This window comes from Candidatus Neomicrothrix sp., from assembly GCF_035329545.1.
Classification (GTDB): Bacteria; Actinomycetota; Acidimicrobiia; order Acidimicrobiales; family Microtrichaceae; genus Microthrix; species Microthrix subdominans.
The window spans coordinates 18676-40202 of the sequence record NZ_DAOLGP010000021.1 but is presented as its reverse complement, the minus strand read 5'-3'; the positions used below and the strand labels follow the sequence as shown (position 1 = coordinate 40202).

At 66.3% G+C, this 21527-nt stretch carries 16 protein-coding genes; 12 read left to right on the top strand and 4 right to left on the bottom strand.

Annotation, left to right across the window (positions count from 1 at the left end; translation table 11 throughout):
* The first annotated feature begins 18 nt into the window (after positions 1-18).
* The 5 genes from PKD89_RS12335 to PKD89_RS12315 all read left to right on the top strand — a co-directional run bounded on the left by PKD89_RS12335 (position 19) and on the right by PKD89_RS12315 (position 7588).
* On the top strand, positions 19-1833 hold the full coding sequence (locus PKD89_RS12335) for a glycoside hydrolase family 15 protein (protein ID WP_289010117.1): 1815 nt from the start codon (positions 19-21) through the stop codon (positions 1831-1833).
* Complete coding sequence (locus PKD89_RS12330) at positions 1826-3127, top strand: NAD(P)/FAD-dependent oxidoreductase (protein WP_289010118.1); 1302 nt, start codon at positions 1826-1828, stop codon at positions 3125-3127. Before PKD89_RS12335 ends, PKD89_RS12330 begins: the two co-directional genes overlap by 8 nt.
* Before the next feature lie 662 nt (positions 3128-3789).
* Positions 3790-5994 (top strand): DUF6064 family protein, encoded by a 2205-nt coding sequence (locus tag PKD89_RS12325; RefSeq protein ID WP_289010119.1) that lies wholly within the window; start codon positions 3790-3792, stop codon positions 5992-5994.
* 162 nt (positions 5995-6156) lie between these two features.
* Positions 6157-7062 (top strand): WS/DGAT domain-containing protein, encoded by a 906-nt coding sequence (locus PKD89_RS12320; RefSeq protein WP_289010120.1) that lies wholly within the window; start codon positions 6157-6159, stop codon positions 7060-7062.
* A 40-nt stretch (positions 7063-7102) separates the two neighbouring features.
* Entirely contained in the window at positions 7103-7588 is a 486-nt protein-coding gene (locus tag PKD89_RS12315; RefSeq protein WP_289010121.1) for an SRPBCC family protein, read from the top strand.
* A gap of 1 nt (position 7589) precedes the next feature.
* On the opposite strand, the gene PKD89_RS12310 is transcribed toward PKD89_RS12315, so the two are convergent.
* From PKD89_RS12310 to PKD89_RS12300, 3 genes are all read right to left on the bottom strand, one after another.
* A complete protein-coding gene (locus PKD89_RS12310) occupies positions 7590-8705 on the bottom strand; it encodes a DUF2855 family protein (protein WP_289010122.1) in 1116 nt (371 codons plus the stop codon).
* An 81-nt stretch (positions 8706-8786) separates the two neighbouring features.
* Positions 8787-9335, bottom strand: coding sequence for a DUF427 domain-containing protein (locus PKD89_RS12305; protein ID WP_287391750.1), 549 nt, complete (start codon positions 9333-9335; stop codon positions 8787-8789).
* 89 nt (positions 9336-9424) lie between these two features.
* Entirely contained in the window at positions 9425-10465 is a 1041-nt protein-coding gene (locus PKD89_RS12300) for an NAD(P)-dependent alcohol dehydrogenase (RefSeq protein ID WP_289010123.1), read from the bottom strand.
* 156 nt (positions 10466-10621) lie between these two features.
* On the opposite strand from PKD89_RS12300, the gene PKD89_RS12295 reads away from it, so the two are divergent.
* Both PKD89_RS12295 and PKD89_RS12290 read left to right on the top strand, forming a co-directional pair.
* Complete coding sequence (locus PKD89_RS12295; protein WP_289010124.1) at positions 10622-11743, top strand: ABC transporter permease; 1122 nt, start codon at positions 10622-10624, stop codon at positions 11741-11743.
* The gene (locus PKD89_RS12290) at positions 11736-12446 is read left to right on the top strand and encodes an ABC transporter ATP-binding protein (RefSeq protein WP_287393016.1); all 711 of its coding nucleotides are present in this window, start codon (positions 11736-11738) and stop codon (positions 12444-12446) included. The genes PKD89_RS12295 and PKD89_RS12290 overlap by 8 nt, the downstream gene beginning before the upstream one ends.
* A 9-nt stretch (positions 12447-12455) precedes the next feature.
* Here PKD89_RS12290 and PKD89_RS12285 read toward each other — a convergent pair whose 3' ends face one another.
* Complete coding sequence (locus tag PKD89_RS12285; protein ID WP_289010125.1) at positions 12456-13472, bottom strand: acyltransferase family protein; 1017 nt, start codon at positions 13470-13472, stop codon at positions 12456-12458.
* A gap of 652 nt (positions 13473-14124) precedes the next feature.
* On the opposite strand from PKD89_RS12285, the gene PKD89_RS12280 reads away from it, so the two are divergent.
* The 5 genes from PKD89_RS12280 (at position 14125) to PKD89_RS12260 (ending at position 21527) form a co-directional block, all read left to right on the top strand.
* A complete protein-coding gene (locus PKD89_RS12280; RefSeq protein WP_289010126.1) occupies positions 14125-15549 on the top strand; it encodes a threonine/serine ThrE exporter family protein in 1425 nt (474 codons plus the stop codon).
* On the top strand, positions 15546-17555 hold the full coding sequence (locus PKD89_RS12275) for a threonine/serine exporter family protein (RefSeq protein ID WP_289010127.1): 2010 nt from the start codon (positions 15546-15548) through the stop codon (positions 17553-17555). The genes PKD89_RS12280 and PKD89_RS12275 overlap by 4 nt, the downstream gene beginning before the upstream one ends.
* Positions 17556-17602: 47 nt before the next feature.
* Positions 17603-17971 (top strand): metalloregulator ArsR/SmtB family transcription factor, encoded by a 369-nt coding sequence (locus PKD89_RS12270; protein WP_287379196.1) that lies wholly within the window; start codon positions 17603-17605, stop codon positions 17969-17971.
* Positions 17968-19707 carry a SulP family inorganic anion transporter gene (locus PKD89_RS12265; protein WP_289010128.1) on the top strand — a complete coding sequence of 580 codons (1740 nt, stop codon included), beginning with the start codon at positions 17968-17970 and terminating at the stop codon, positions 19705-19707. The genes PKD89_RS12270 and PKD89_RS12265 overlap by 4 nt, the downstream gene beginning before the upstream one ends.
* 113 nt (positions 19708-19820) lie before the next feature.
* The gene (locus tag PKD89_RS12260; protein WP_289010129.1) at positions 19821-21527 is read left to right on the top strand and encodes an Eco57I restriction-modification methylase domain-containing protein; all 1707 of its coding nucleotides are present in this window, start codon (positions 19821-19823) and stop codon (positions 21525-21527) included.

The window sequence follows — 21527 nt, the reverse complement described above, 5'->3', positions numbered from 1 at the left end:
CGAGAGACGAGCGCCGTCGTGACCAACACCGCTGGGTACCCACCGATCGCTGATCATGGCCTGATCGGCGACATGCAGTCGGCGGCACTTGTTTCCACCGACGGCGCCATCGACTTCTTCTGCTGCCCGCGCTTCGACTCTGCGAGCGTGTTCGCCGCGCTGCTCGATGCCGACAAGGGCGGGGCGTTCCGCGTGGACGCAAACGACCCGTCGACCGTGACCAAGCAGATGTACCTGCCGGACAGCGCCATCCTGGTCACCCGGTACCTGGCGAACACCGGCGTCGCAGAACTCATCGACTTCATGCCGATCGACGATCCGCACGTGGCCCACGGACGACGCCGCATCGTGCGGATGCTTCGGTGCGTGCGGGGTCACTTCGAGTTCCGGGTCCGGGTGGCACCGCGTTTCGACTTCGCCCGCCGCGCCCACACCACGAGCGTCGATGGCCACCGCGCTCGCTTCGACGCTGGGGAGGTCGTGCTGGGACTGTCGTCGTCAGAGGTGCTCGAACGGGATGGGGACGACGCCACCGCACACGTGGCGCTCTCGGAAGGTGACCAGGCCGGATTCGTGCTGGATGCGACGGCCGGTGCCACTCCACAGCGCGTGAAACGCGACGAGCTCCAGGCGCTTTTCGAGGCCACGAACGGTTATTGGCACGACTGGGTCGAGCGAGGACGCTACCGGGGTCGATGGCGCGAGACGGTCTACCGGTCCGCCATCACCTTGAAGCTCATGACGTATGCGCCCTCGGGCGCCATCGTGGCCGCACCCACGGGCGGGCTCCCCGAACAGATCGGAGGCGAACGCAACTGGGACTACCGCTACACCTGGGTACGCGACGGATCCTTCTCGGTGCGGGCGCTGCTCAAGCTGGGCTTCGAGGACGAGGCGGTGGGCTTCTCGCTCTGGATGCGCCGGCGTGCGGAGGAGCGGCGGTCCGACGGCTCGACACCGCTCAACATCATGTACCGAGTCGACGGCAGCTCCGACCTGACCGAGGAGATCGTGGAGGGTTTCGACGGCTACCGCGGTTCGAGCCCCGTGCGGATAGGGAACGGTGCGGCGGATCAGCTGCAGCTCGACATTTACGGCGAGTTCCTCGACGCGTTACTCCTCATCGACGAGGCGGGCTACTTCCTGGGAAACGCCGGCTGGGCCGACATCATCGAGATCATCGACTGGCTGTGCGATAACTGGGACCGACCGGAGGAAGGGATCTGGGAGACACGGGGCGGGCAACGTCGCTTCGTGTACGGGCGACTGATGACCTGGGTCGCATTCGACCGGGCCATCCGCATCGCAATCAACCGATCGCTGCCGGCGCCGCTTCAGCGATGGACCGAAGTGCGCAACGAGCTGCACCGAACCATCCACGACAAGGGGTGGAACGCGGAGATGGCTGCGTTCGTTCAGTACGAAGGTAGCGATGTCCTGGATGCATCGCTGCTGTTGATGCCGCTCGTGGGCTTCATCTCATCGACCGACCCCAAGTGGATCTCCACCCTGGCGGCCATGGACCGAACGTTGGTGTCCGACAGCCTGGTGTACCGCTACGACCCAAGTGCGTCCCCCGACGGGCTGGCGGGCTCGGAGGGCACGTTCTCACTGTGTACCTTCTGGTATGTCTCCGCTCTGGCGAAGTCCGGCCGGGTCGCCGAGGCCCGGCTCACGTTCGACAAAATGTTGACCTACGCCAACCACATCGGCCTGTTCTCAGAGGAAATCGGGGCCACCGGCGACCAGCTCGGCAACTTCCCCCAGGCGTTCACCCACCTCTCGCTCATCGTGGCAGCGATGGACTTGGATCAGGCTCTCGGCAATGGCTGAGCAACGGTCCACGGTGGTGGTGGTCGGGGGCGGATTCGCAGGTGTCGGATGCGCGACCCGGTTGGCCCGCCACGATGTTGCGGTCACGCTGTTGGACCGTAACAACTACCACCAGTTCCAACCGCTGCTCTACCAGGTGGCCACCGCCGAACTGGCGGTGGTTGATGTGGCCCGGCCGCTGCGGGGGATCTTCGCCAGGCATCCCAGCGTCAGGGTCAAACGGGTCGACGTCGTCTCGGTCGACGTCGACGGTCGAAGCGTCACCACCGCCGACGGTGACACGTTCGGCGGCGACTACCTCGTGCTCGCAGCGGGTTCGAAACCGAACTTTTTCAACACTCCCGGAGCGCAGCAACATGCGTTTCCGCTCTACTCGGTCGCAGATGCCAACCGGCTGCGCAACCGGCTGTTCGAGGTGTTCGAGGACGCCGACAACGACGCGACGCTGATCGATCGGGGTGCGCTCAACATCGTTGTGGTCGGCGCTGGACCCACCGGCGTCGAGACGGCCGGGGCGATGGCCGACCTGGTCAATGACGTGATGCCCAAACGCTACCGGGACCTCGACCTGGACAGGGTGGCCATCACCATCGTCGATCTGGGCCCGGCGGTGCTCGGACCCTTTTCCGACACGGCGAGCGCCTATGCGACGAAGCGACTCGGGACCCTCGGGGTGAACCTCCGCCTGAAAACAGGGGTTGAGGAGGTCACGGCCGAGGGCGTCCTACTCAGCGACGGCACCGAGATCGCCAGCCGGACCGTCGTGTGGGCAGGGGGAATCACCGCACCTGATCTGGCTGCCGCATCGGGCCTCGATGCCGGCAGGGGTGGCCGCCTCACGGCCCAACCCGATCTGACAGTGGACGGGCATCCGAGCGTCTATGCGATCGGCGACATGGCCAACATGACCGACGACACCGGCCAGGCACTCCCGCAGTTGGGGTCGGTCGCCTTGCAAGCAGGCCGCTGGGCCGCACGGAACATCCTCGCCGACGTCGATGGCCGTCAGCGGGAGCCGTTCCGCTACCGCGACAAGGGGATCATGGCCATGGTCGGCCGGGGCTCGGCAGTTGCCGAGGTCGGCAAACGGCACCACGAGCTTCACGGAACGGTCGCCTTTGCGGCCTGGTTGGGAGTGCACGCCTGGCTCATGAGCGGCGTACGTCAACGCGTCGACGCCTTCGTGTCATGGGCGTGGGACTTCCTCGGTGCCAGCCGAGGGGACGCAGTGATCGAGACGGACTCGGCCCGGATCGACTGGGGAGACCAGGACCCGACCGATGAATCGCCGTGATCGGTGCGTGGTCAGGGTGATCCGCTCCCTGCCGGACCCGATGCTGCTGGCCGATGGTGGATCGTCAGGACCGCTGACGTCGGCGCCCCAATCGCAGCGACCGTGGAGCAGCTCAGCTCCGCCGGTAGCATTCGTTCGGGTCTTCAGCGCCCCGACTCGATCATGGGTATCGGGTTTCCTCCGTGGACCGACGGCGTCCGCCGGGTCATCGCCCGGCCACCCGGGCGGCCGGGCGACGGTCGTTGCCCGAGCGCAGGCGCTCGCCACGGCGTTTGGTCCCCGCTTGGAGCCGACGGGGCCCGTCTGACGCGCCGTGCACCGAACGTCCGGGGACGCCATGGCACCAACCTGAAGTCCAGCTATTTGTCGATTCTGCACGATACTCTGACTCTGCTTCAACCTCGAGAGGTTCTTTGCTGAAAGGTCAGTGACCGGAGTCGCTCAACAGCTCAGCCCGGCACGCCTTGTGCTCGGGGAGGTCTGAGGGCTGATCGACCGGCTTGGCCCCTCGCCTCGTGACGCCGGACGATCGATACGCGCTCTCCGACAGGGCTCGGGCCGGATGGCGCATCGCTCGGGAGCGGCGGGTATCGCTTGCGACTCCAATCGAGATCGGTTGTACTTGATAGGCCCCCACTTCGACGATCTCGGGGGTGCACGCAATGACCGGACGGACGCCACCATCCGAGGGGCGACGGCGCCCGCGGATCGCCGGGTGGATCGTCCTCGTCACCGTCGCTGCCGGCTACGGGGTCATCGCCGGTCTCTGGACGCCGCGAGGGCCAAACGACGCCGTCCAGGCCTTGGCGGCGATGGCGCTGGGGGCGGTCGTCGGGTTGGTGGCTGGATGTGCCGCCAGGTCGCGCTGGGCGATCGTGTTCTCACCGCTGGTCTTTGTCGCCGTGTTCGAGTTGGTGCGCCTCGGCGCCGTCGGCGCCACGGTCGACCGGATCACGTGGTCGAGCGAGTACGGGATCCTGGCGTTCGTTGTCGGCCGTCTCGTCCACGGCGTGCTCGCTGTGGCCCCGATGATGGGAGGAGCGGCGTTCGGGGCTCAGCGCACGCGGAATCACCGGCCAAGGAATGGTTTCGCAAGCTTCGGCCGGGCGGTGTTTGGCGTGGCCGTCGCGGGTCTGCTGGTGCTGGCGGTCGGCCTCGTCCGGCCTGCGAGCACGGCAGCGATCGTCGGTGCCGACGGACAACCGCTGGCAGGAAGCATCAGCGAGTTCACCACCGTCAACATCGGCGGTGACGACCAGACGATGCTGATACGCGGCAACGACCTCGAGAGCCCGGTGATCCTCTTCCTCGCCGGCGGGCCCGGTGGCTCCGAGCTGGGGTCGATGAGCAGGTACGCCCGTCCGCTCGAGGAGCACTTCGTCGTGGTCACCTGGGACCAGCTGGGTACCGGACGATCCACCGGTCAGTTCGATCCGGCGTCGAAGCTGAGCTTCACGAGGGCGGTGTCGGACACCATCGAGGTGAGCGACTACCTGCGCCAGCGTTTCGGCAAGCAACGCATCTACGTTGTCGGCAACTCGTGGGGCACGTTTCTGGGGGTTCGGGCCGTCGAACAGCGACCGGACCTGTACGCGGCATTCGTCGGCGCAGGGCAAATGGTTGATGCGTTCGCCACCGACCGGATGTTCTACTCCGATGCGTTGGCATATGCCGACGAAACCGGCGACGACGCCATGGCTTCGACGTTGCGGGCCAACGGCCCTCCTCCGTACGACGACCTGGTCGACATGGCTCCGGTCGTCGCCTCGGAGCAGCGCTGGAACGACTACTCGGGAATCGAGGGTTTCCCAGGCCGACGCGAACCCACCGACAACCTGTTCGTCAGCGAGTACTCGCTGATGGATCAGGTGAGGTCGATGGCGAACCTTCTCGATACCTATGTGACGTTGTATCCGGAGCTTGAGGATGTAGATCTGCGCGACACGACCCACCTCGAGGTACCCGTCTTCCTGGTGCAGGGCAAGTACGAGGCGCGGGGACGCTCGGCATTGGCCGAGCGCTGGTTTGACCGCCTCGAGGCGCCCGACAAGGAGCTGTTCGTTTTCGATCGATCGGGGCACCGACCGTGGGTACAGGAACCGGAGCGTTTTGCACAGGTGATGGTGAACACCGTGCTCGTCCGCACCGACCCGGAGGCAAGCACCAGGGCCACCCCGGCCGCCGTTGCGGATCAGGCCGACGGGCTGCGCCGGCTGTTTTCGGGATACAACCCGACGGTATGGCCGGGCCATCTGTTGGCCTACGCCGCGATCGGGGTCGCGCTCGTGGGCATCCTGGGTCGCCCGGGCCGGTGGTCCGACCGGTTGACCAGCGGAGTCCTGGCCGCTGCTTGGCTGTGGCTGGGTGTGGTGTTCTTCGGTCGCCACGCAGCACAGACCGATCCGCTGCTCGGAGCGATCTACGGAGCGATGTTCGTGTACCAGGCATTCCTGTTCGTTGGCGACGGCGTCCTCGGCGATCGGCTCGCGTTCGAAGCCTGCACGAGGGCGACGAGCCAGGTTGGTTGGGCGGCGCTGGGCTATGCGCTCGTCGCCTACCCGCTGATCGGCCTCGCTCTCGGCCTCGGCTACCCCGAGTCGCCGCTGTTCGCCATGGCGCCCTGCCCGACGGCGATCGCCACGTTCGGACTGTTGTTGTTGGCGCGACCGCCCCTGCCCAAGCATCTCCTCGTCATCCCTTCGATCTGGGCGGTTCTGGCTCCGCTCGCTGCAGTCGGCCACGGCTACCTGCAGGACCTCGGCTTGTTCGTCGTCGGCGCACTCGCCGTTGCGCTCATCCTCAGGCGTGATCGAGTCCGTGGCGATGACCGCGCGCCACGCCAACCGAAGCAGGAGGCGCTGCGCTGAGCGACAACGACCAAGGACGAACCGAGACCCACGCCGATCATCAGGCCGACGGCAACCCAGCCACCGAACGGATCCGGTTACGCCCGTGAACGGTTGCCGGACGACCGCCCCTGTGGGCAGCGAGGTTCGTACCGCTCGACCCAATGTCGACAGCGCTCGTCAGTGTTCCATCACGTGCTCGCCGATGGCATCGGCGGTTTGGCCGTGCTGGCGGGGCTGGTCGACGGTGCGGAGGAGACTCCGGAACGCGAGTTTCCCCGGCCGGCACCCGCAACGTCCCGCCTGGCCCTCGACGCGCTGCGCAGTCGGGTCCGAGGCCTCTCGCGCCTTCCCCGGGCACCCGCCCGAGTGGGTGCGGCGGTCAAGGAACTGCGGGCCACGGGCGGAACGCAGGCGGCACGTTGTTCGCTCAACCGTCCGACCGGCCCAGATCGGCGATTGGCGGTGGCAACCGTCGAACTCGCCGCGGTCGTCGACGTGGCACATGACTACGGGGGATCGGTCAACGACGTGGTGCTGTCCGCCATCGACGGTGCGCTTCTCACCCTGCTCGCCGGGCGCGGGGAGCAGGTGCAACGCCTGGTCGTGTCCATCCCGGTGTCCCGCCGGCAGGCGACGACCGCCGCCGAACTGGGAAATCAGGTGGGGGTCGCCCCGATGGAACTGCCGGCGCTCACCAATCGTGTCGAACGGCTTCGGGTCATCGTCGCCAGGGGAGCCCTGATCCGCAGCGCACCGCGCGGGGCATCGGCGGATCTGCTGTTGCCGCTCTTCGACGGGCTCGCGCGGCTCGGCGCATTCCGATGGTTTGTCAACCGGCAACGGCTGGTGAACAGCTTCGTGACCAACCTCCGTGGCCCCGAGGATCTGCTCTGCTTCGTCGGATTACCCGTAACGGCGATCTTCCCCATCGGTGCCATCTCCGGCAACGTGAGCGTCGCCTTTGCCGTTCTGTCCTACGCCGGCACCCTGACGGTCACCGTCGTCGCCGATCCCGACGCGGTTCCCGAGGTGGGCGTGCTGTGCACTGCGCTGCAACAGGAACTCGACGCCTACGCCCGAACCTGAGACGGTTTCGTCGGTGGCCCACCGTGGGTATCAACCAAACATGACAACCCCTCCACCACACGCCGCCCGAGTCAGCCGATGGGTTCTCCGGCCCATCGACGAGGTGTTCGACGCCCTCTCCGATCCCGAGACCTACCCAACTTGGCTGGTCGGTTGCCGGGCGATCCGCTCGGTTGACGATGACTGGCCGAGTGAGGGCGCCCGCTTTCATCACCGGGTGGGCCTGGTCGGCCCTCTGACGGTCAACGACAGCTCCGAAATCCTCGAGATCGACCGACCCGGGCATCTGGCGCTGGAAGTGCGGTTCCGTCCGGCCGGCCGAGGTCGGGTGGACTTCTGGCTGGCGAGCGACCCCGCACCCGACGGCAGCGTCCGCACCCGCATCGACATGGACGAGGCCCCGATCGGTCTGATCGCTCCGACGGCGCCGTTGCTCGGCCCGCTGACCGTGGGCCGAAACCGAGCATCGCTGAACAGCTTTGTGGCCTATCTCAACGAGCACCCCAGCAGGCACGGGCCAACGTAGGTCAGCGCAACGAAACGATCCGGCCGATGTTCGGCGGCACTGCGCCTGCGTGAACCTCGGCCCACGTTGTCGCTGTGGCCTCGGGGCCGGACGAGCGATCGACGTCGAGCCAGTCCCGTGAGCCCTCGACGAAAGTCCGAAGCGCCGGCGCCGATCGTTCCTGAAGCTCAGCCTGGTCGGTGCCACCTTCGGCGAGCTGGCTCATCGCCGTCGGCGCAAAGAACACCTCCGGCTTCGGGCCCTTGTCGGGCCGGGCCGGGGGAGCGTCGTGGTGGCTGCGCCCGACCAGCATCGAATGGGCCAAGGCATCACCCAGGTTCCCATGAAGGGCTCGCGTGGCCGGGCCGTTGCCGGCCATGTCGATCGCAACCGCCGGACCGGGGGCGATCGAGGCGATCTCGTCGTAGGTGACCACATCGCTGTATCGATCCAGCCCACGCACGAAGTCGACGTTGCCCGGCGACGTGACCCCGATCAAGGCATCGAGCCCACGCTGCGACGCACAGTCCGCGAAGGCGATGGCGGTCTTGGACGAGGCCGACAACACGACCGCGCGGCGGGCACCGAACCAGTCGTTGTGCTCGAAGAACGCATCGGCGAGAAAGCCGGTGAGAAAGAGGCCTCGTAGGAGTGCCTGCCGGTCCTCCAGGTCGCCCAGTTCCTCCGCATCAACAAACCCGGTCGGAGCGAGGGGATCGCTGCGACTGTCCTCGAAGGTGCGATACACCGGGGCATGGGCGTGGCGGTGCTCACCGTCGTCGCGGAGCCCGTGCCGGGTGGGAGTAACGGAGAGGTCGACCGTCCCAACCACCGGGAACCAGCCGTAATAACGCCCGCCCGCCTCGACATCGGGGTGCGCCGAAGCGGTGACGTCGGCCCACCCCATCGCCGGTACCCGGCCCCAGGTGTCGTCACCGGTGGGGTAGAAGTCCCAGTAGCCCAACATGTCGCCCATCTCGGCGTACGTGACCGTGTTGGCTGTGATCGCCAGCCGGTCCACCCGCATGCGCACCTGTCCGTCGGGCAGGTCGTCGGCATCGGGCAGGGTGTCGGTGACCAGCCTGGTGACCGAGGTGTCGCGCCGATCGACCTCGAGTGCGTCGGTGGTCGTGGTCATCGCGTGCTCCTGATCATCGTGTGCCTTGTTCCTCGCTTCGAGGGGCCGCCCACTTCCCGAGAACCCACCCTGCCCCAAGGCCTACCAGCCGGAGGTGCCTGGCTCACCCTTGAACGGGCCGACTACGTCGTCGGTGATCCACCCGCCGTAGAAGCCGCCCGCCTGGGCGCGCACCGTTTCGCCATCGACGCTGCAGGCAACACGGCCGGGATAGAACGAGACCCACCCGGCCTGGTCGGCGAACTCCGGATAGGGGTTGGGGTAGCGCCAGGCGACGGGCTCGGTGGTGCCGGCCACCGCCAGGTACTCGGCGGCGCCTTTCCACTCGCAGTGTGACGAGCCGCTCGTCGGAACCAGGCGCCCGGGTAGCACCGACTCGGGCGGCAGATAGAAGGCCGGCGGGTGGGACGTTTCAAGCACCCGCACCGACGTGGCCGATCGGGCAACCAGGTCACCAAGGTGGGCGACCTCGATCGAGCGTCCGTCGGGCACGACCGCCGGCGGCCGCGGGTAGTCCCACACCGACTCCTGATCGGTGCCGGGTTCCTCGGCAAACGGCGGGCGGTCTCGGCCTCGGTGCTTCCACTGGTCGCGAGCTTGTTGAAGCCAGGTGGGCGGGTCGGAGGACATGGCGAAAGGCTAACGACGAGCGGGCGGATGAGCCGGGCGGGTCGGTCAACGATGCGGCGACACGACCGGGGTTCGCCCAACGACATCGTTCACTCGGGAACGGCCACCAGGCGACCGTTGACGTCGCCTCGGGCGAGGCGCTCGTACGCCGCCGGAACCTCGGCGATCGAGACGCGCTCGACCTCGGCGCGGATCAGGCCCCGTTCGGCCAGCTCGAGCACTTCGATCAGCTCGGAGATGCTGCCCCAATAGGTCGACGCCAGCGAGGCCTCGTAGGGGACGGTGAAGAAGCTGAACGGGTAGGAGCCACCGCCGATGCCGACGATGGTGATGTGGCCGAGCGATCGACCGCTGGCGACGGCCAGCTGCATGGTTGCCTCGTTGCCGACAAAGTCGAGCACCACGTCGGCACCCTTGCCCCCGGTGAGCTCGGCGATCTCGGCGGCGGCGGACTCGCCTGCGGTGACCGTGTGTTCGGCACCGGCCGAGGCGGCCATGTCGAGCGCCGATCGGCGTGTGTCCACCGCAATCACCGTGGCCCCGGTGAGCACCTCGAGCAGTTGGACGCCCATGTAGCCGAGGCCACCGACACCGATCACGACGACGGAGGACCCCGGCACCAACAGACCGAGCGACCGCTTGATCGCGTGGTAGGGCGTCAGAGCGGCGTCGGTGAGGGGCGCCGCCTGCACCGGGTCCAAGTCACCGAGGGGCAGGAGGTGGCGGGGGTCGTCGACCAGCATGTACCGCGCCATGCCGCCATCGGTGCCCAGGCCTGCCGCCATCGAGGTGAGCTCGCCCTGGCGCTCGCAATAGTTCTCCAGCCCCTGGATGCAGCGGCGGCACTGGCCGCAACCGGTAGGGCCATAGACGGCGACCGGCTGGCCGACTTCCAGCCTGGAGACGCCGGCGCCCAACGCCTCCACCCAACCCGCGTTCTCGTGACCGAGGGTGAAGGGTGGCTCGAAGGGCACCATGCCCGACTCAAAGTCGTGGATGAGGTGCAGGTCGGAGTGGCACAGGCCGGCGCCACCCACCCGCACCAGCACCTGGCCTGGACCGGGTTCGGGCTCGGGGACGTCACGCACCTCGGGGTCGTGCTTCCATTGGGTGAGCTGAACGGCATCCATGCGATCGGACTCCTCTGGCTGGTCGTGGAGTACCAGGCAACCACATCGATCTCGCCGCTGCTGGCGAGACGGCCAGACCCGTGCGGTTTCCTACAACTCTCCCTATCGGCTTGGGGCGGCCCGCCAATGGGTAAGGTGTCACAAAGAGGTACGTCTATGACCTTCATCGGGCTTGTGTGGCACAACGTGAGCGCCCGTCGAATGCGGGCCGCCCTCACCGCTGGGGCGGTGGCGATCGGCGTCATGGCCGTGGTCGCGCTCGGGACGCTGACGTCCAGCCTGGAGCAGTCGGCCACGGGATTCCTGAAAGCGGGCAACGCCGACTTCACCATCGCCCAGAAGCACACCGACAGCCTGCTGAACTCGCTGATCTCCAGCGACGACATCGCCTCCATCGCCAAGGTTGACGGCGTCGAGGATTCCATCGGTGCCCTCATCGAGCTCGATAAGTACGACGCCGGCCACCCCACCGTTGTCCAGGTCGGCCTCGCACCCGATGCCCAAAAGCGATTCGGGGTCGTCGTTCTCGAAGGACGCTCCTACGCCGCCCAAAGCGAAACCGAGGTCATGTTGGGCTACACACTGGCCGAATCGATCGACAAAAAGACCGGCGACACCCTGACGATGGACGGCCATCAGTACCGCGTGACCGGCCTGTACCGGACCAACGGCGTCTCGTACGGCAACTCCACGATGATGTTCCCGCTGGCGGCGCTGCAGGGCCGCTACCAGGCAGCCGGCCAGGTGACACTGGGGTTCGTCAAGCTGGCCCCGGGGGCCAGCTCTGCGCAGGTCCGCAAGTCGATCGACACGAAGTTCCCCCAGTTGGCCACGGTGAACAGCGAAACCGACTTCGGGCGGGTGGACAACACCTTGGTGTTGATTTCGGCGGGAAACACCGGCGGATCCATCCTCGCAGCGGTGATCGCCATCACCGGCGTGTTGAACACCTCCCTCCTGTCATTCTTCGAACGCATCAGAGAGTTCGGCGTGCTCCGATCCATCGGGTGGACCCGACGACGGATCGTGTCGCTCGTCCTCGGCGAGTCGCTGATCGTCAGCCTCGTCGGCGCCACCATCGGCGTTTTCCTTGGCTGGGTGGCGATCAACCTGCTGCAAAATCTCCCGGAGCTGAGGGGTGTTTTCCACCCGATCTACACGGCTTCGATCTTCACCAGGTCGCTGGTGTTCGCCATCGGCGTGGCTTTCCTCGGAGCGATCTACCCTGCGCTTCGAGCTGCGTTCCTCTCTCCGGTGGAGGCGATGCGTCGTGAATAAGGACTGGCACTCCGAGGTCGACGGCGATCACGGCGGAGAGCCGCTGGTAACCGTTCGCGATCTGGTCCGCACCTTCGGCAATGACCGCGTGATCGACGGCGTGTCCTTCGACATCAAGGCGGGGGAGTTCGTGGCGATCTCTGGACCGTCGGGCTCGGGTAAGACCACCCTGTTGCACCTGCTCGCTGCGTTGGATCGCCCGGACACCGGCACGATCCGGGTCGCCGGTCACGACCTGGTCCACCTGCACCGGCTCACCGAGTACCGCCGCAACCAGATCGGCCTCGTGTTCCAGCTGCACAACCTCATCCCCCGGCTGACCTCGCGCCAGAACGTTGCCATCGCTATGTTCGGAACCGGTCTCGGCCACCGCGAACGCGCCCGCAGGGCCGAGGAGCTGTTGGCGACCGTCGGTCTCGCACACCGCGCTGGTTCGAAACCTCCGACGATGTCCGGGGGCGAACGGCAGCGGGTTGCGGTGGCCCGAGCCTTGGCCAACGAGCCCGCTCTGCTGCTCGCCGACGAACCGACCGGCAGCCTCGATGACGATTCGGCGGCGTTGGTGCTCGACCTGTTCGACGACCTCCGCGCCCGGACGGGGCTGACCTTGCTGGCCGCCAGCCACGATCCACGGCTCAACGAGCGCTCCGACCGGCTGCTCCGGCTGGCCGACGGCCACATCGCCTCTGTCGAGACGCCGTGAGCGGCCCGGCTATGGCACCGGCACCGATTTTGCAAACTCGACAGGCTCAACCAAGGGCTGAGTCAATCGGCGCACCGGTCGAGTCATCACCACGAGTACAAACGGGATAATTGCGAGACTCACCGAGACCGACACCGCTGCGTTGGAATCGGTTCGCGGGATCAACCAGTAGATGATGAACTCGGTGACCGGCAGATGAAGCAAGTAGGCGTACAACGTGAACCGACCAAGGCCTGACAAAGACCCGACCCGCCGGGTAGGTACGAGCGAAACGACTGCCAAAGCAACCACGATTCCGGCTGCTGCGACGAGTAGACGAAGACCGGCGCCACTGACGAAGTCCCGACCAAGCTCGTCGTAACTTCGCGACTGATGCAGCCAGAGATAGTTGTACTGCTGGGCTCGCGGCCACACGACCACCACGGTGGCGACGAGGAGCACAGCGGAAGCGACGCGAACCCAAGGACGACGCAGGTGAGGTTCCAAGCGGGGCAGAACCAGCATGCCGAACAGGAACGCTGGGAAAAAGGCAAACGTGCGAACAAGCGACCACCAGTTGGGCAGCAGTCCGCTGAGGACCAGACCCAACAGCGCCAGTGGCCACACGAGTCGATCAAACGATCGCCAGCGACCAACGGGCACCACCATGAGACGCCAGAAGAAAAGGGAGACCAAGAACCACAGGCCGTATGGCAGGTGTCCGAATGCTACGAACGGAGGCCCGCTCACCTTGCTCAAAACAAACAGATCAACGAGAAAGAAGAACGCGAAGGGCACGAGGAGTTGACCCCAACCCTTTCGGAATGTAGCGTCAAAAGACGCTCGAGGTCGAACAAACCGCCCGGCCAGCATAATGAACAGTGGCATGTGAAAGATATAAATCACAAACGAAATGTTGGACGAAGTTCCCGGGAACGCTCCACGTCCGATTCCCCAGTGCCCGGCGACCACAATAAACATGGCGACCAGACGCATGTTATCGTGCCAAGCCGAACGTTCGGCCGTAGCTTTGGCAGGTTCGGGCATAGCGCACTGTAACAACGGCTGAAGTCGCCGGATCCTTCTGGCGGGTCGGCGCACGGCAGCAGCGGCACGCAGGCGACTGCCAAACCGGGCTCGCCGTGTACCTACGATGCTCGACATGGCGATGGATAGGAACCAGGCAGAGTGGCCTCGACGGCTTTGCGTCGCCCTCGGCGCTCCGATGGCGCTGATGTTGGTGTTGTTGTTGCCTGCCGCAGCCTCGGTCCAACACGGCCGCCCCGTGGAATCGCTCCAGACCGACGAGACTTCAACAACCCGGGGCCAGCCCATCAACGACGAGGGGCAGCCAGACGGCGCTGCCACGACGGTGGAATCCCGGCCGACGACAACAGACGTGCAGCCCGGGGCAAGCGCCCCACCGATGAGCACACCATCTGACGGGGCACCCTCAAGCGTCCCGGCGACCGATGCCCCGACGACCGCTGCACCATCGACCTCTCCTCCGTCGAGCATCGCACGCACCACCGAAGCACCCGCCACCGAGGAAGCTCCGACAACCGACGCTCCGACGACACAACCCGGCGAAGATCAAACCGACCGAGAGCTTCCGGCCCCCGACGACGGCCGCACACGACGGAGCCGGCCGGCCCAGGTTAAGAGGTCGACGATACCGATCAGCTCGATACTGTTGGCGGTGCTCGTCCTGGTCGTCATCGGCGTCGTGGCCCGGGTACTCAACCAGCGCCGGCCGGCTGATGGCAGAGCCGCCGGCGATGGAGCGGCCGATGATCTTCTGGTCGTCGCCGAGCCCCAGGACGACGATGAGGCAGCACCGCCGCCCGACGTTCAGACCCTCGCCCTCCTGCTCGAGCTGGGGCGGGTCCTCATCAGCACGGGGGTCGCCGTCTCGATGGTCGAGTCCACCTTGAGAAGGGTGGCCGTACTTCACGGCATCGACGACCTTGGCACCATCATCTTCCCAACCTCGCTCGTCCTCTCGATTCCCGGCGGGGGTGAGGTGCATACCGAGGCTGGGGCCGTCGACCCAGCGCCGCTGCGGCTCGACCAGATGGCCGACGTCACCAACCTGGTCCGGTGCCTGACACACACCTCGATCTCAGTCGAGCAGGCTCAGGCGGAACTGCGACGAATCCAGCGGTCCAACCCCCCGTTCTCGCCGTCGCTGAGGGTGGCTGGCTACTTCCTGACGACGGTCGGCCTCGTGCTCATCTTGAACGGCACCTGGAAGGAACTCCTCGTCGGCGGGGCGGTGGGCGCCGCCGTCGGGCTGGCCCTCGTGGCAACCCGCCACATCACCGCCTCGTGGTACGTCCCGTTCCAACCGCTGGTCGCGGCGCTGGCGTCTTCGATCGCTGCGTTCACCGCAGCTCACCTCATCGGCGATTTCCGGGTGGTACCCGCATTGGTGGCCCCGCTGGTGACGATGCTCCCCGGGTCAAAGCTGACGATGGGTGTAATCGAGCTCGTCACCGGCCACCTGGTCGCCGGTACGGCTCGCGTCGCCTCAGGACTGATGCAACTCGTGCTGCTCGCCCTGGGCATCGTCGCGGGCGCGCAATTGGTCGGCGTCCCCGGTGAAGGCCTGCGAACCGGCGAGGCTTCCAGCATGCTTGGCATGATCGCCCCATGGGTGGGCATTGCCGTGATGAGTGTCGGTGTCGTCTGGTTTAACGGCGTGCGGCGCTCGTCGCGCTGGTGGATGATGGCCGTGCTCTACGTCGCCTACGCGGGCCAGGTGCTCGGTGCCCTCTTCTTCGGCGGGGCGCTCTCGGCGTTCTTCGGAGCGGTAGCGATGACCCCCGTCGCTGTTCTCGCGTCCCGACAGGCATCGGGAGCAAGCCCGCTGGTGACCTTCTTCCCAGCGTTCTGGATGCTCGTCCCCGGTGCGCTCGGCCTGCAGGGGGTATCGATGCTGCTCGGTCCGCTCGGCTCGAACGCCGCAAGCACCCTCGTCACCACGCTGATATCGATGATCGGGGTCTCCCTCGGCATCCTGGTGGGGCTGGCGTTCATCGGCCGAGACCCGGATCAGGCGTGGTTTGGAGACATGCGCTCGGCCGATGACAGCCCCGCCGAGAGCTGGGCGCGTTCGCCTTGAGGGGCTGCAGCCGGGGTGTTCGCATCCTCATCGTTGCATCGCTGGCGCTGGCGTTCGTCCAAGTGCTCACCGCTGCCGGCTCCGGCCATCACGGCAGCCCGGTGGGGTCCAACGGTTCGACCGGGGAGTGGAGCTACCGGCAGCCCGACGAACAGGTGGACCAGCCCGACGGCAGCACCCCGACGACCTCGGAGCGCCAGGAGCCGACCAACGACGGCGCTTCCAGGGGAGAGGACACTCCGGCGGGCGCACCACAGGTGGACGGGACACCGGACACCGACCCACCGACACGCGAGACGTCGACGGGTGAAGTACCGACGACCATGCCGGGGGCGAGCCAACCGTCGACGACCGGACAACCGCCGAGCACGGCGCCCACCAGCGCACCCCCGACGATGACGGAGCCCGGCCCCGAGGAATCGAACCCAGAGGAGGAGCCAGGGCGGGACGGCGCAGGCGCAGACGGCGAACCGGACCGAGACGAGGTACCGGGCCGGGACGACGCGGGCGCAGACGCAGACAAGGAAGACGGCGAGGACGATGGGAGCAGCAGAACCAGCCGGCCGGCCCAGGTTCGGAGCTCCAACGTCCCCATCGGCTCGATCCTGTTGGCCGTGTTCGTCCTGCTCGTCATCGGCGTCGCCACTCGGGTGATCCTGCGGCGTCAGCCTGACGGACCCATCGTCGCCGAGGAAGCGCCGGATCATCTCCGACCCGCGACCACACCCCCAGACGCGGATGAGACCGTGGCGCAACTCAACGTCAGAACCCTCGACCTTTTGCTGGAGTTGGGCCGGGTTCTCATCAGGTCGGGAGTCGCGGTTTCGATGGTTGCATCCACCTTGGAGCGGGTGGCCAACCGTTACGGCATCGACAACCTCGGAACCATCGTGTTCCCTACCTCGTTGGTGCTGTCGATTCCCAACGAAAACAGTGTCCACACCGAGGCTGCCGCCGCCGAGACCACACCGTTGCGGCTTGACCAGATGGACGACGTCACCAACCTGATCCAACGCGTCACGCGCACTTCGATGACCGTCGATGAGGCTCGGGCGGAGTTGGAACGGATTCAGCAGTCCGACCCGCAGTTCACGCCCAAGGTGAGGGTGGGCGGCTACATCCTGGCGACGATCGGCCTCGTGCTTCTCTTGCATGGCACCTGGAAGGAACTCCTCGTCGGTGGCGCCCTGGGTGCCCTCATCGGCTCGGTGTTCGTGTTGACCCGGGGCATCACCGCTTCGTGGTACGTCTCGCTCCAGCCTCTGGTCGCGGCGCTGACCGCCTCGATAGGGGTGTTTACCGCAGTCCATTTCATCAGCGATTTTCGGGTCGTCCCTGCGTTGATAGCTCCGCTGGTGATGCTGATGCAGGGAACCAAGCTCACGATGGGAGTGATCGAACTCCTCACCGGCCACTTGGTTGCCGGCTCGTCGCGGGTGGCCTCCGGGATCATGCAACTCGTGCTACTTGGGTTCGGCATCGTCGCCGGCGCTCAGTTGGTCGGCGTCGAAGGAAGCGGTCTTTCAACCGGCGAGGCGTCGAGCATCATCGGCACGATCGCACCGTGGGTGGGCGTCGCCGTATTCGGCATCGGCATCATTTGGTACAACGGTGGGCTCCGCTCGTCGCGCTGGTGGTTGCTCGGCATGCTCTACCTGGCTTATGCGGCTCAGGTGCTCGGAGCCCTTTTCTTCGGCGGTGCCCTCTCGTCGTTCTTCGGAGCGGTCGCGTTGACCCCCTTCGCGGCGCTCGCCACCCGGCACTCGTCCGCACCAAGCCCGCTGGTGATCTTCCTGCCCGCGTTCAGGATTCTGGTCCCCGGGTCGCTCGGCCTGCAGGGGGTCACGATGCTGCTCGGCCCGCTCGGCTCGAACGGCCTGACCACCCTGGCCACCACGTTGACGTCGATGATCGGGATCTCCCTCGGCGTTCTGCTCGGGCTGAGCTTTGTCGACCGAGACCCGGATCGGGCGTGGTTTGGCGACACAGCATGGGCAGCTGGTTAGCATAACCTCTTATCTAGCTTTATTGACAGATAGAAAGAAACGCAGTTATGACGCCCATCGGGACCGAGCAGCAAGCCGGAGCGCCGGTATTCGAGGTGAAGGCGCAACTTTTCAAGGCCCTGGCACATCCGGTTCGCGTCCGAGTGCTCGAGGTGCTGGCGGCCGGCGCGGAGTACCCGGTGGGAGTACTGGCGGACGAGGTCGAGGTCGAGGCCCCGCACCTGTCCCAGCAGCTGGCGATTCTCCGCCGGGCCGGCCTGGTCAACGCCCGTCGGGAGGCGACGACGGTCTTCTACTCGCTGAAGGACCCGCTCATGGTGGAGCTGTTGGCGGTCGCCCGCCGGCTGTTGATCTCCAACCTGGAGGAGACCCGGGACCTTCTTCAAGGACTCACCCAGGATCAGGACGGCCGATGAGTCAGCCCGAGGAGCCCACGAGCCGGCCGATGGTGCGACCCAGCGACGGGATCCGCACCGGTCGATCGTTCTGGTCGTGGCTGGGGGAGCTGTTGCCCCAGCGGTCGGACTACGACGGCCTCTCAACGTCGTGGCGTGGCGACATCGTCGCCGGGTTCACCGTTGGCGTTGTGGCTCTGCCGCTGGCGTTGGCGTTCGGTATCGCCTCCGGGCTGAGCGCTCAGGCTGGGTTGGTGACGGCGATCATCGCGGGGCTGGTCGCCGCGGTGTTTGGTGGATCGAGCGTGCAGGTGTCGGGCCCGACCGGCGCCATGACGGTGGTGTTGGTGCCGATCGTGGCCCGCCACGGCGTCGAAGCGGTGTTCGTGGTGGGCTTGCTGGCGGGGACCGTGATCGTGGCGGCCGGCGCCGCCAAGTTCGGCCGCTACCTGGCGTTCATCCCCTGGCCGGTGATCGAAGGGTTCACCCTGGGGATCGCCGTCATCATCTTCCTGCAGCAAGTGCCCGCCGCCCTGGGGGTGCCCAAACCGGAGGGGGAGAACACGGCGGCGGTCGCGGTTCGGGCGCTGGGCGAGGCCATCGGCGGGGGAGGGATGTGGTGGGCCTTCGGCCTGGTCGCACTGGTGGTCGCCATCATGGTGGGGGTACCCCGCATCCATCGGGGGATACCCGCCTCGCTCCTCGCCGTCGTGGCGGCCACCATCGTCGCCCGGCTCGGCGGCGCCGATGTCGGCGTAATCGGGGCCTTGCCGTCGTCGCTGCCCACCCCCTCGTTGCCGGCATTCGACCCCGGAGTCGTCTCCGACCTGTTCGGTGCGGTGCTGGCGGTGGCGGCTCTGGCTGCGCTGGAGAGCCTGCTGTCGGCCAAGGTCGCCGACGGGATGGCCGGGGTGGGGCGACACGATCCCAACCGAGAGCTGATCGGCCAGGGCCTGGCCAACATGATCGTGCCGCTGTTCGGCGGGGTGCCGGCCACCGGGGCGATCGCCCGCACCGCGGTGAACGTCAAGGCGGGTGCCCACACCCGGGTGGCTTCGATCGTCCACTCGCTGGTGCTGATCGCGGTCGTGTTCGTCGGGTCTGGACTGGTGGCCGAGATCCCGCTGGCCGCCCTTGCGGGGGTGCTCATCGTGACGGCCGTGCGCATGGTCGACGTCGGAAACGTCGCCACGGTCGTACGTGCGACCAGGTCTGATGGGGTCATCCTGGCGGTGACGGCGGTGGTGACCGTCGGGTTCGATCTGATCCTGGCAGTGCAGGTGGGAATGGCGGCGGCCGCGGTGTTGGCGCTGCGTCAGCTGGCGCGCACGTCGGTGCCCGTCGCCGAGCCGTTGCCGCTGCTCGACGCCGACACCGCCTCTGCGCTCCGGGCCGAACACATCGTGTCGTATCGCCTGGATGGGGCGCTGTTCTTCGGTGCGGTGCAACGCTTCCTCGGCGAGCTGGCCTCGATCGACGAGGTGCGGGTGGTGATCCTGCGCCTCCCGGAGCTGCAGATGCTCGACGCCACCGGGGCGCAGGCCTTGGGCGAGATCATCGACGAGCTGGAGCGACGCAACGTCACGGTGCTGTTGAAGGGCCCTCGTCCGGAGCATCTTCGGATCCTGCAAGAGGTAGGGGCGATCGACCGCCTTGCCCACGAGAAGCACCTTTTCGACGACTTGGACGAGGCCATCGCCCACGCGCGGATCCATGCCGAACGCGGAGCCGGCGTCACTTCGCATGAGCGAACCTGACCCGGTCCATCCACGGTGGGCGGTGGAGTCGTACGGTGGCATCGTGACCAGCCCGATTGTCACTGCTCAGGATTACGATATCATCGAACGCATGTTCGTGAGAGGCGGATCCAATGCTGCAACCGCGACAACTTTCACTTCTTGGCGAGACCATGCCCGGCGCTGAGCTCACCCCAGATCCCGGCGTCGACCACGGCGAGGTATTCACCCGTCGATGGGTGGTTGAGTTCATCCTGGACCTTGTCGGCTTCACCGCCGACAAGGACCTCGGCGCACAGACGCTGGTCGAACCGTCATGTGGCACCGGCGCATTCCTCCTTCCGATCGTGGAGCGACTGGTCGCATCTAGCGCAGCGCATAGTCGAGATCTTCGAACGCTTGGATCTGCCATCAGTGCCTTCGATCTCCTCGATGCAAACGCCAGGCTGGCCCGCAAAGCCGTCGCCCAACTGCTGATCGAACACGGTCTCGACGACGAGGAAGCGGGCACGCTGGTCCGGGGATGGGTGACCACCGGCGACTTTTTGTTGTATCCCCACGATCGAGCCAGCGTCGACTACGTGATCGGCAACCCGCCCTATGTTCGATTGGAGAACGTCGAGCAACAAACGATGGACGATTATCGAAAGGTCTGCCCGACAATGCGAGGTCGGGCAGACATTTACGTGGGTTTCATCGAACGAGGTCTCGACCTACTCAAGCCCGGTGGCACCTTGTCGTTCATCTGTGCTGACCGGTGGATGCGTAACCAGTACGGCGCTGACCTTCGTTCGCTCATCACGTCCGACTATGCGGTCGACACCGTGGTTTCCATGCACGACGTCGACGCGTTTGAGCATGACGTTTCTGCCTATCCGGCCATCATCGTCCTCCGAAACGAACAGCAGCGCCAGACCGCTGTCGTTGAGGCCAACGCCAAGTTCAGTGAACCCCACGCACCCCGCCTCGCTTCGTGGGTGCGCGGCAACAATCGCACCACCTTGGCGGCCCCCTCCTACGAGGCGACCTGCGTCAACGGCTGGTTTGGGGGACGGGATCTCTGGCCGACAGGTTCTCCGAGCCAGCTCGCCCTCATTGCCGATTTGGAGTCTCGATTTCCTCCCCTACAGGACGAGGCAACCGGAACACGCGTCGGGATTGGCGTTGCAACCGGATGTGACGACGTATTCATCACCACGAACCCAGATTTGGTCGAACCGGACCGGCAACTACCGCTGCTTCGGTCCGCCGACACGACCAGCGGTTCGGTCACCTGGTCTGGTCGCTACCTGGTCGATCCGTGGGAAAGTTCGGGCTTGGTCGACCTCGGGCGCTACCCCCGCCTTGCGGCCTACCTGCACGAGAATGAGGACCGTCTCCGAGCGCGTCACATCGCCAAACTGCGCCCGGCCACGTGGTACCGGACGATCGATCGAATCGATCATCGACTCACCGGGCGACCAAAGCTTCTGATGCCTGACTTGAAGGCTGCAGCACACCCGGTCCTCGACGACGGCTCTTACTACCCGCACCACAACCTGTACTACGTGATCTCCGACCTCTGGGACCCTGAAGTTCTCGGAGGGCTGTTGCTGTCCGACATCACCAACCTTTTCGTTGGTGCCTACTGCGTTCGGATGCGGGGGGGAACGTACCGATTCCAGGCTCAGTACCTTCGCCGCATCCGTGTGCCGGATCCGGCATCGATCGACCCGTTGATCAAGCACGATCTTGCAGCAGCATTCGTCACACGGGATCGCACGAAAGCGACAGCTGCGGCCACCAAAGCCTACGGGCTTCGCGACGCTCCCGACCTGGGACGCTCGACCGTGATGTCATAG

Excerpts from the sequence above, each read along its gene's own strand:
- PKD89_RS12330 (WP_289010118.1), top strand. The coding sequence starts at position 1,826 with ATGGCTGAGCAACGGTCCACGGTGGTGGTGGTCGGGGGCGGATTCGCA.
- PKD89_RS12325 (WP_289010119.1), top strand. The coding sequence starts at position 3,790 with ATGACCGGACGGACGCCACCATCCGAGGGGCGACGGCGCCCGCGGATC.
- PKD89_RS12315 (WP_289010121.1), top strand. The coding sequence starts at position 7,103 with ATGACAACCCCTCCACCACACGCCGCCCGAGTCAGCCGATGGGTTCTC.
- PKD89_RS12310 (WP_289010122.1), bottom strand. The coding sequence starts at position 8,705 with ATGACCACGACCACCGACGCACTCGAGGTCGATCGGCGCGACACCTCG.
- PKD89_RS12305 (WP_287391750.1), bottom strand. The coding sequence starts at position 9,335 with ATGTCCTCCGACCCGCCCACCTGGCTTCAACAAGCTCGCGACCAGTGG.
- PKD89_RS12300 (WP_289010123.1), bottom strand. The coding sequence starts at position 10,465 with ATGGATGCCGTTCAGCTCACCCAATGGAAGCACGACCCCGAGGTGCGT.
- PKD89_RS12295 (WP_289010124.1), top strand. The coding sequence starts at position 10,622 with ATGACCTTCATCGGGCTTGTGTGGCACAACGTGAGCGCCCGTCGAATG.
- PKD89_RS12285 (WP_289010125.1), bottom strand. The coding sequence starts at position 13,472 with ATGCCCGAACCTGCCAAAGCTACGGCCGAACGTTCGGCTTGGCACGAT.
- PKD89_RS12270 (WP_287379196.1), top strand. The coding sequence starts at position 17,603 with ATGACGCCCATCGGGACCGAGCAGCAAGCCGGAGCGCCGGTATTCGAG.
- PKD89_RS12265 (WP_289010128.1), top strand. The coding sequence starts at position 17,968 with ATGAGTCAGCCCGAGGAGCCCACGAGCCGGCCGATGGTGCGACCCAGC.
- PKD89_RS12260 (WP_289010129.1), top strand. The coding sequence starts at position 19,821 with ATGCTGCAACCGCGACAACTTTCACTTCTTGGCGAGACCATGCCCGGC.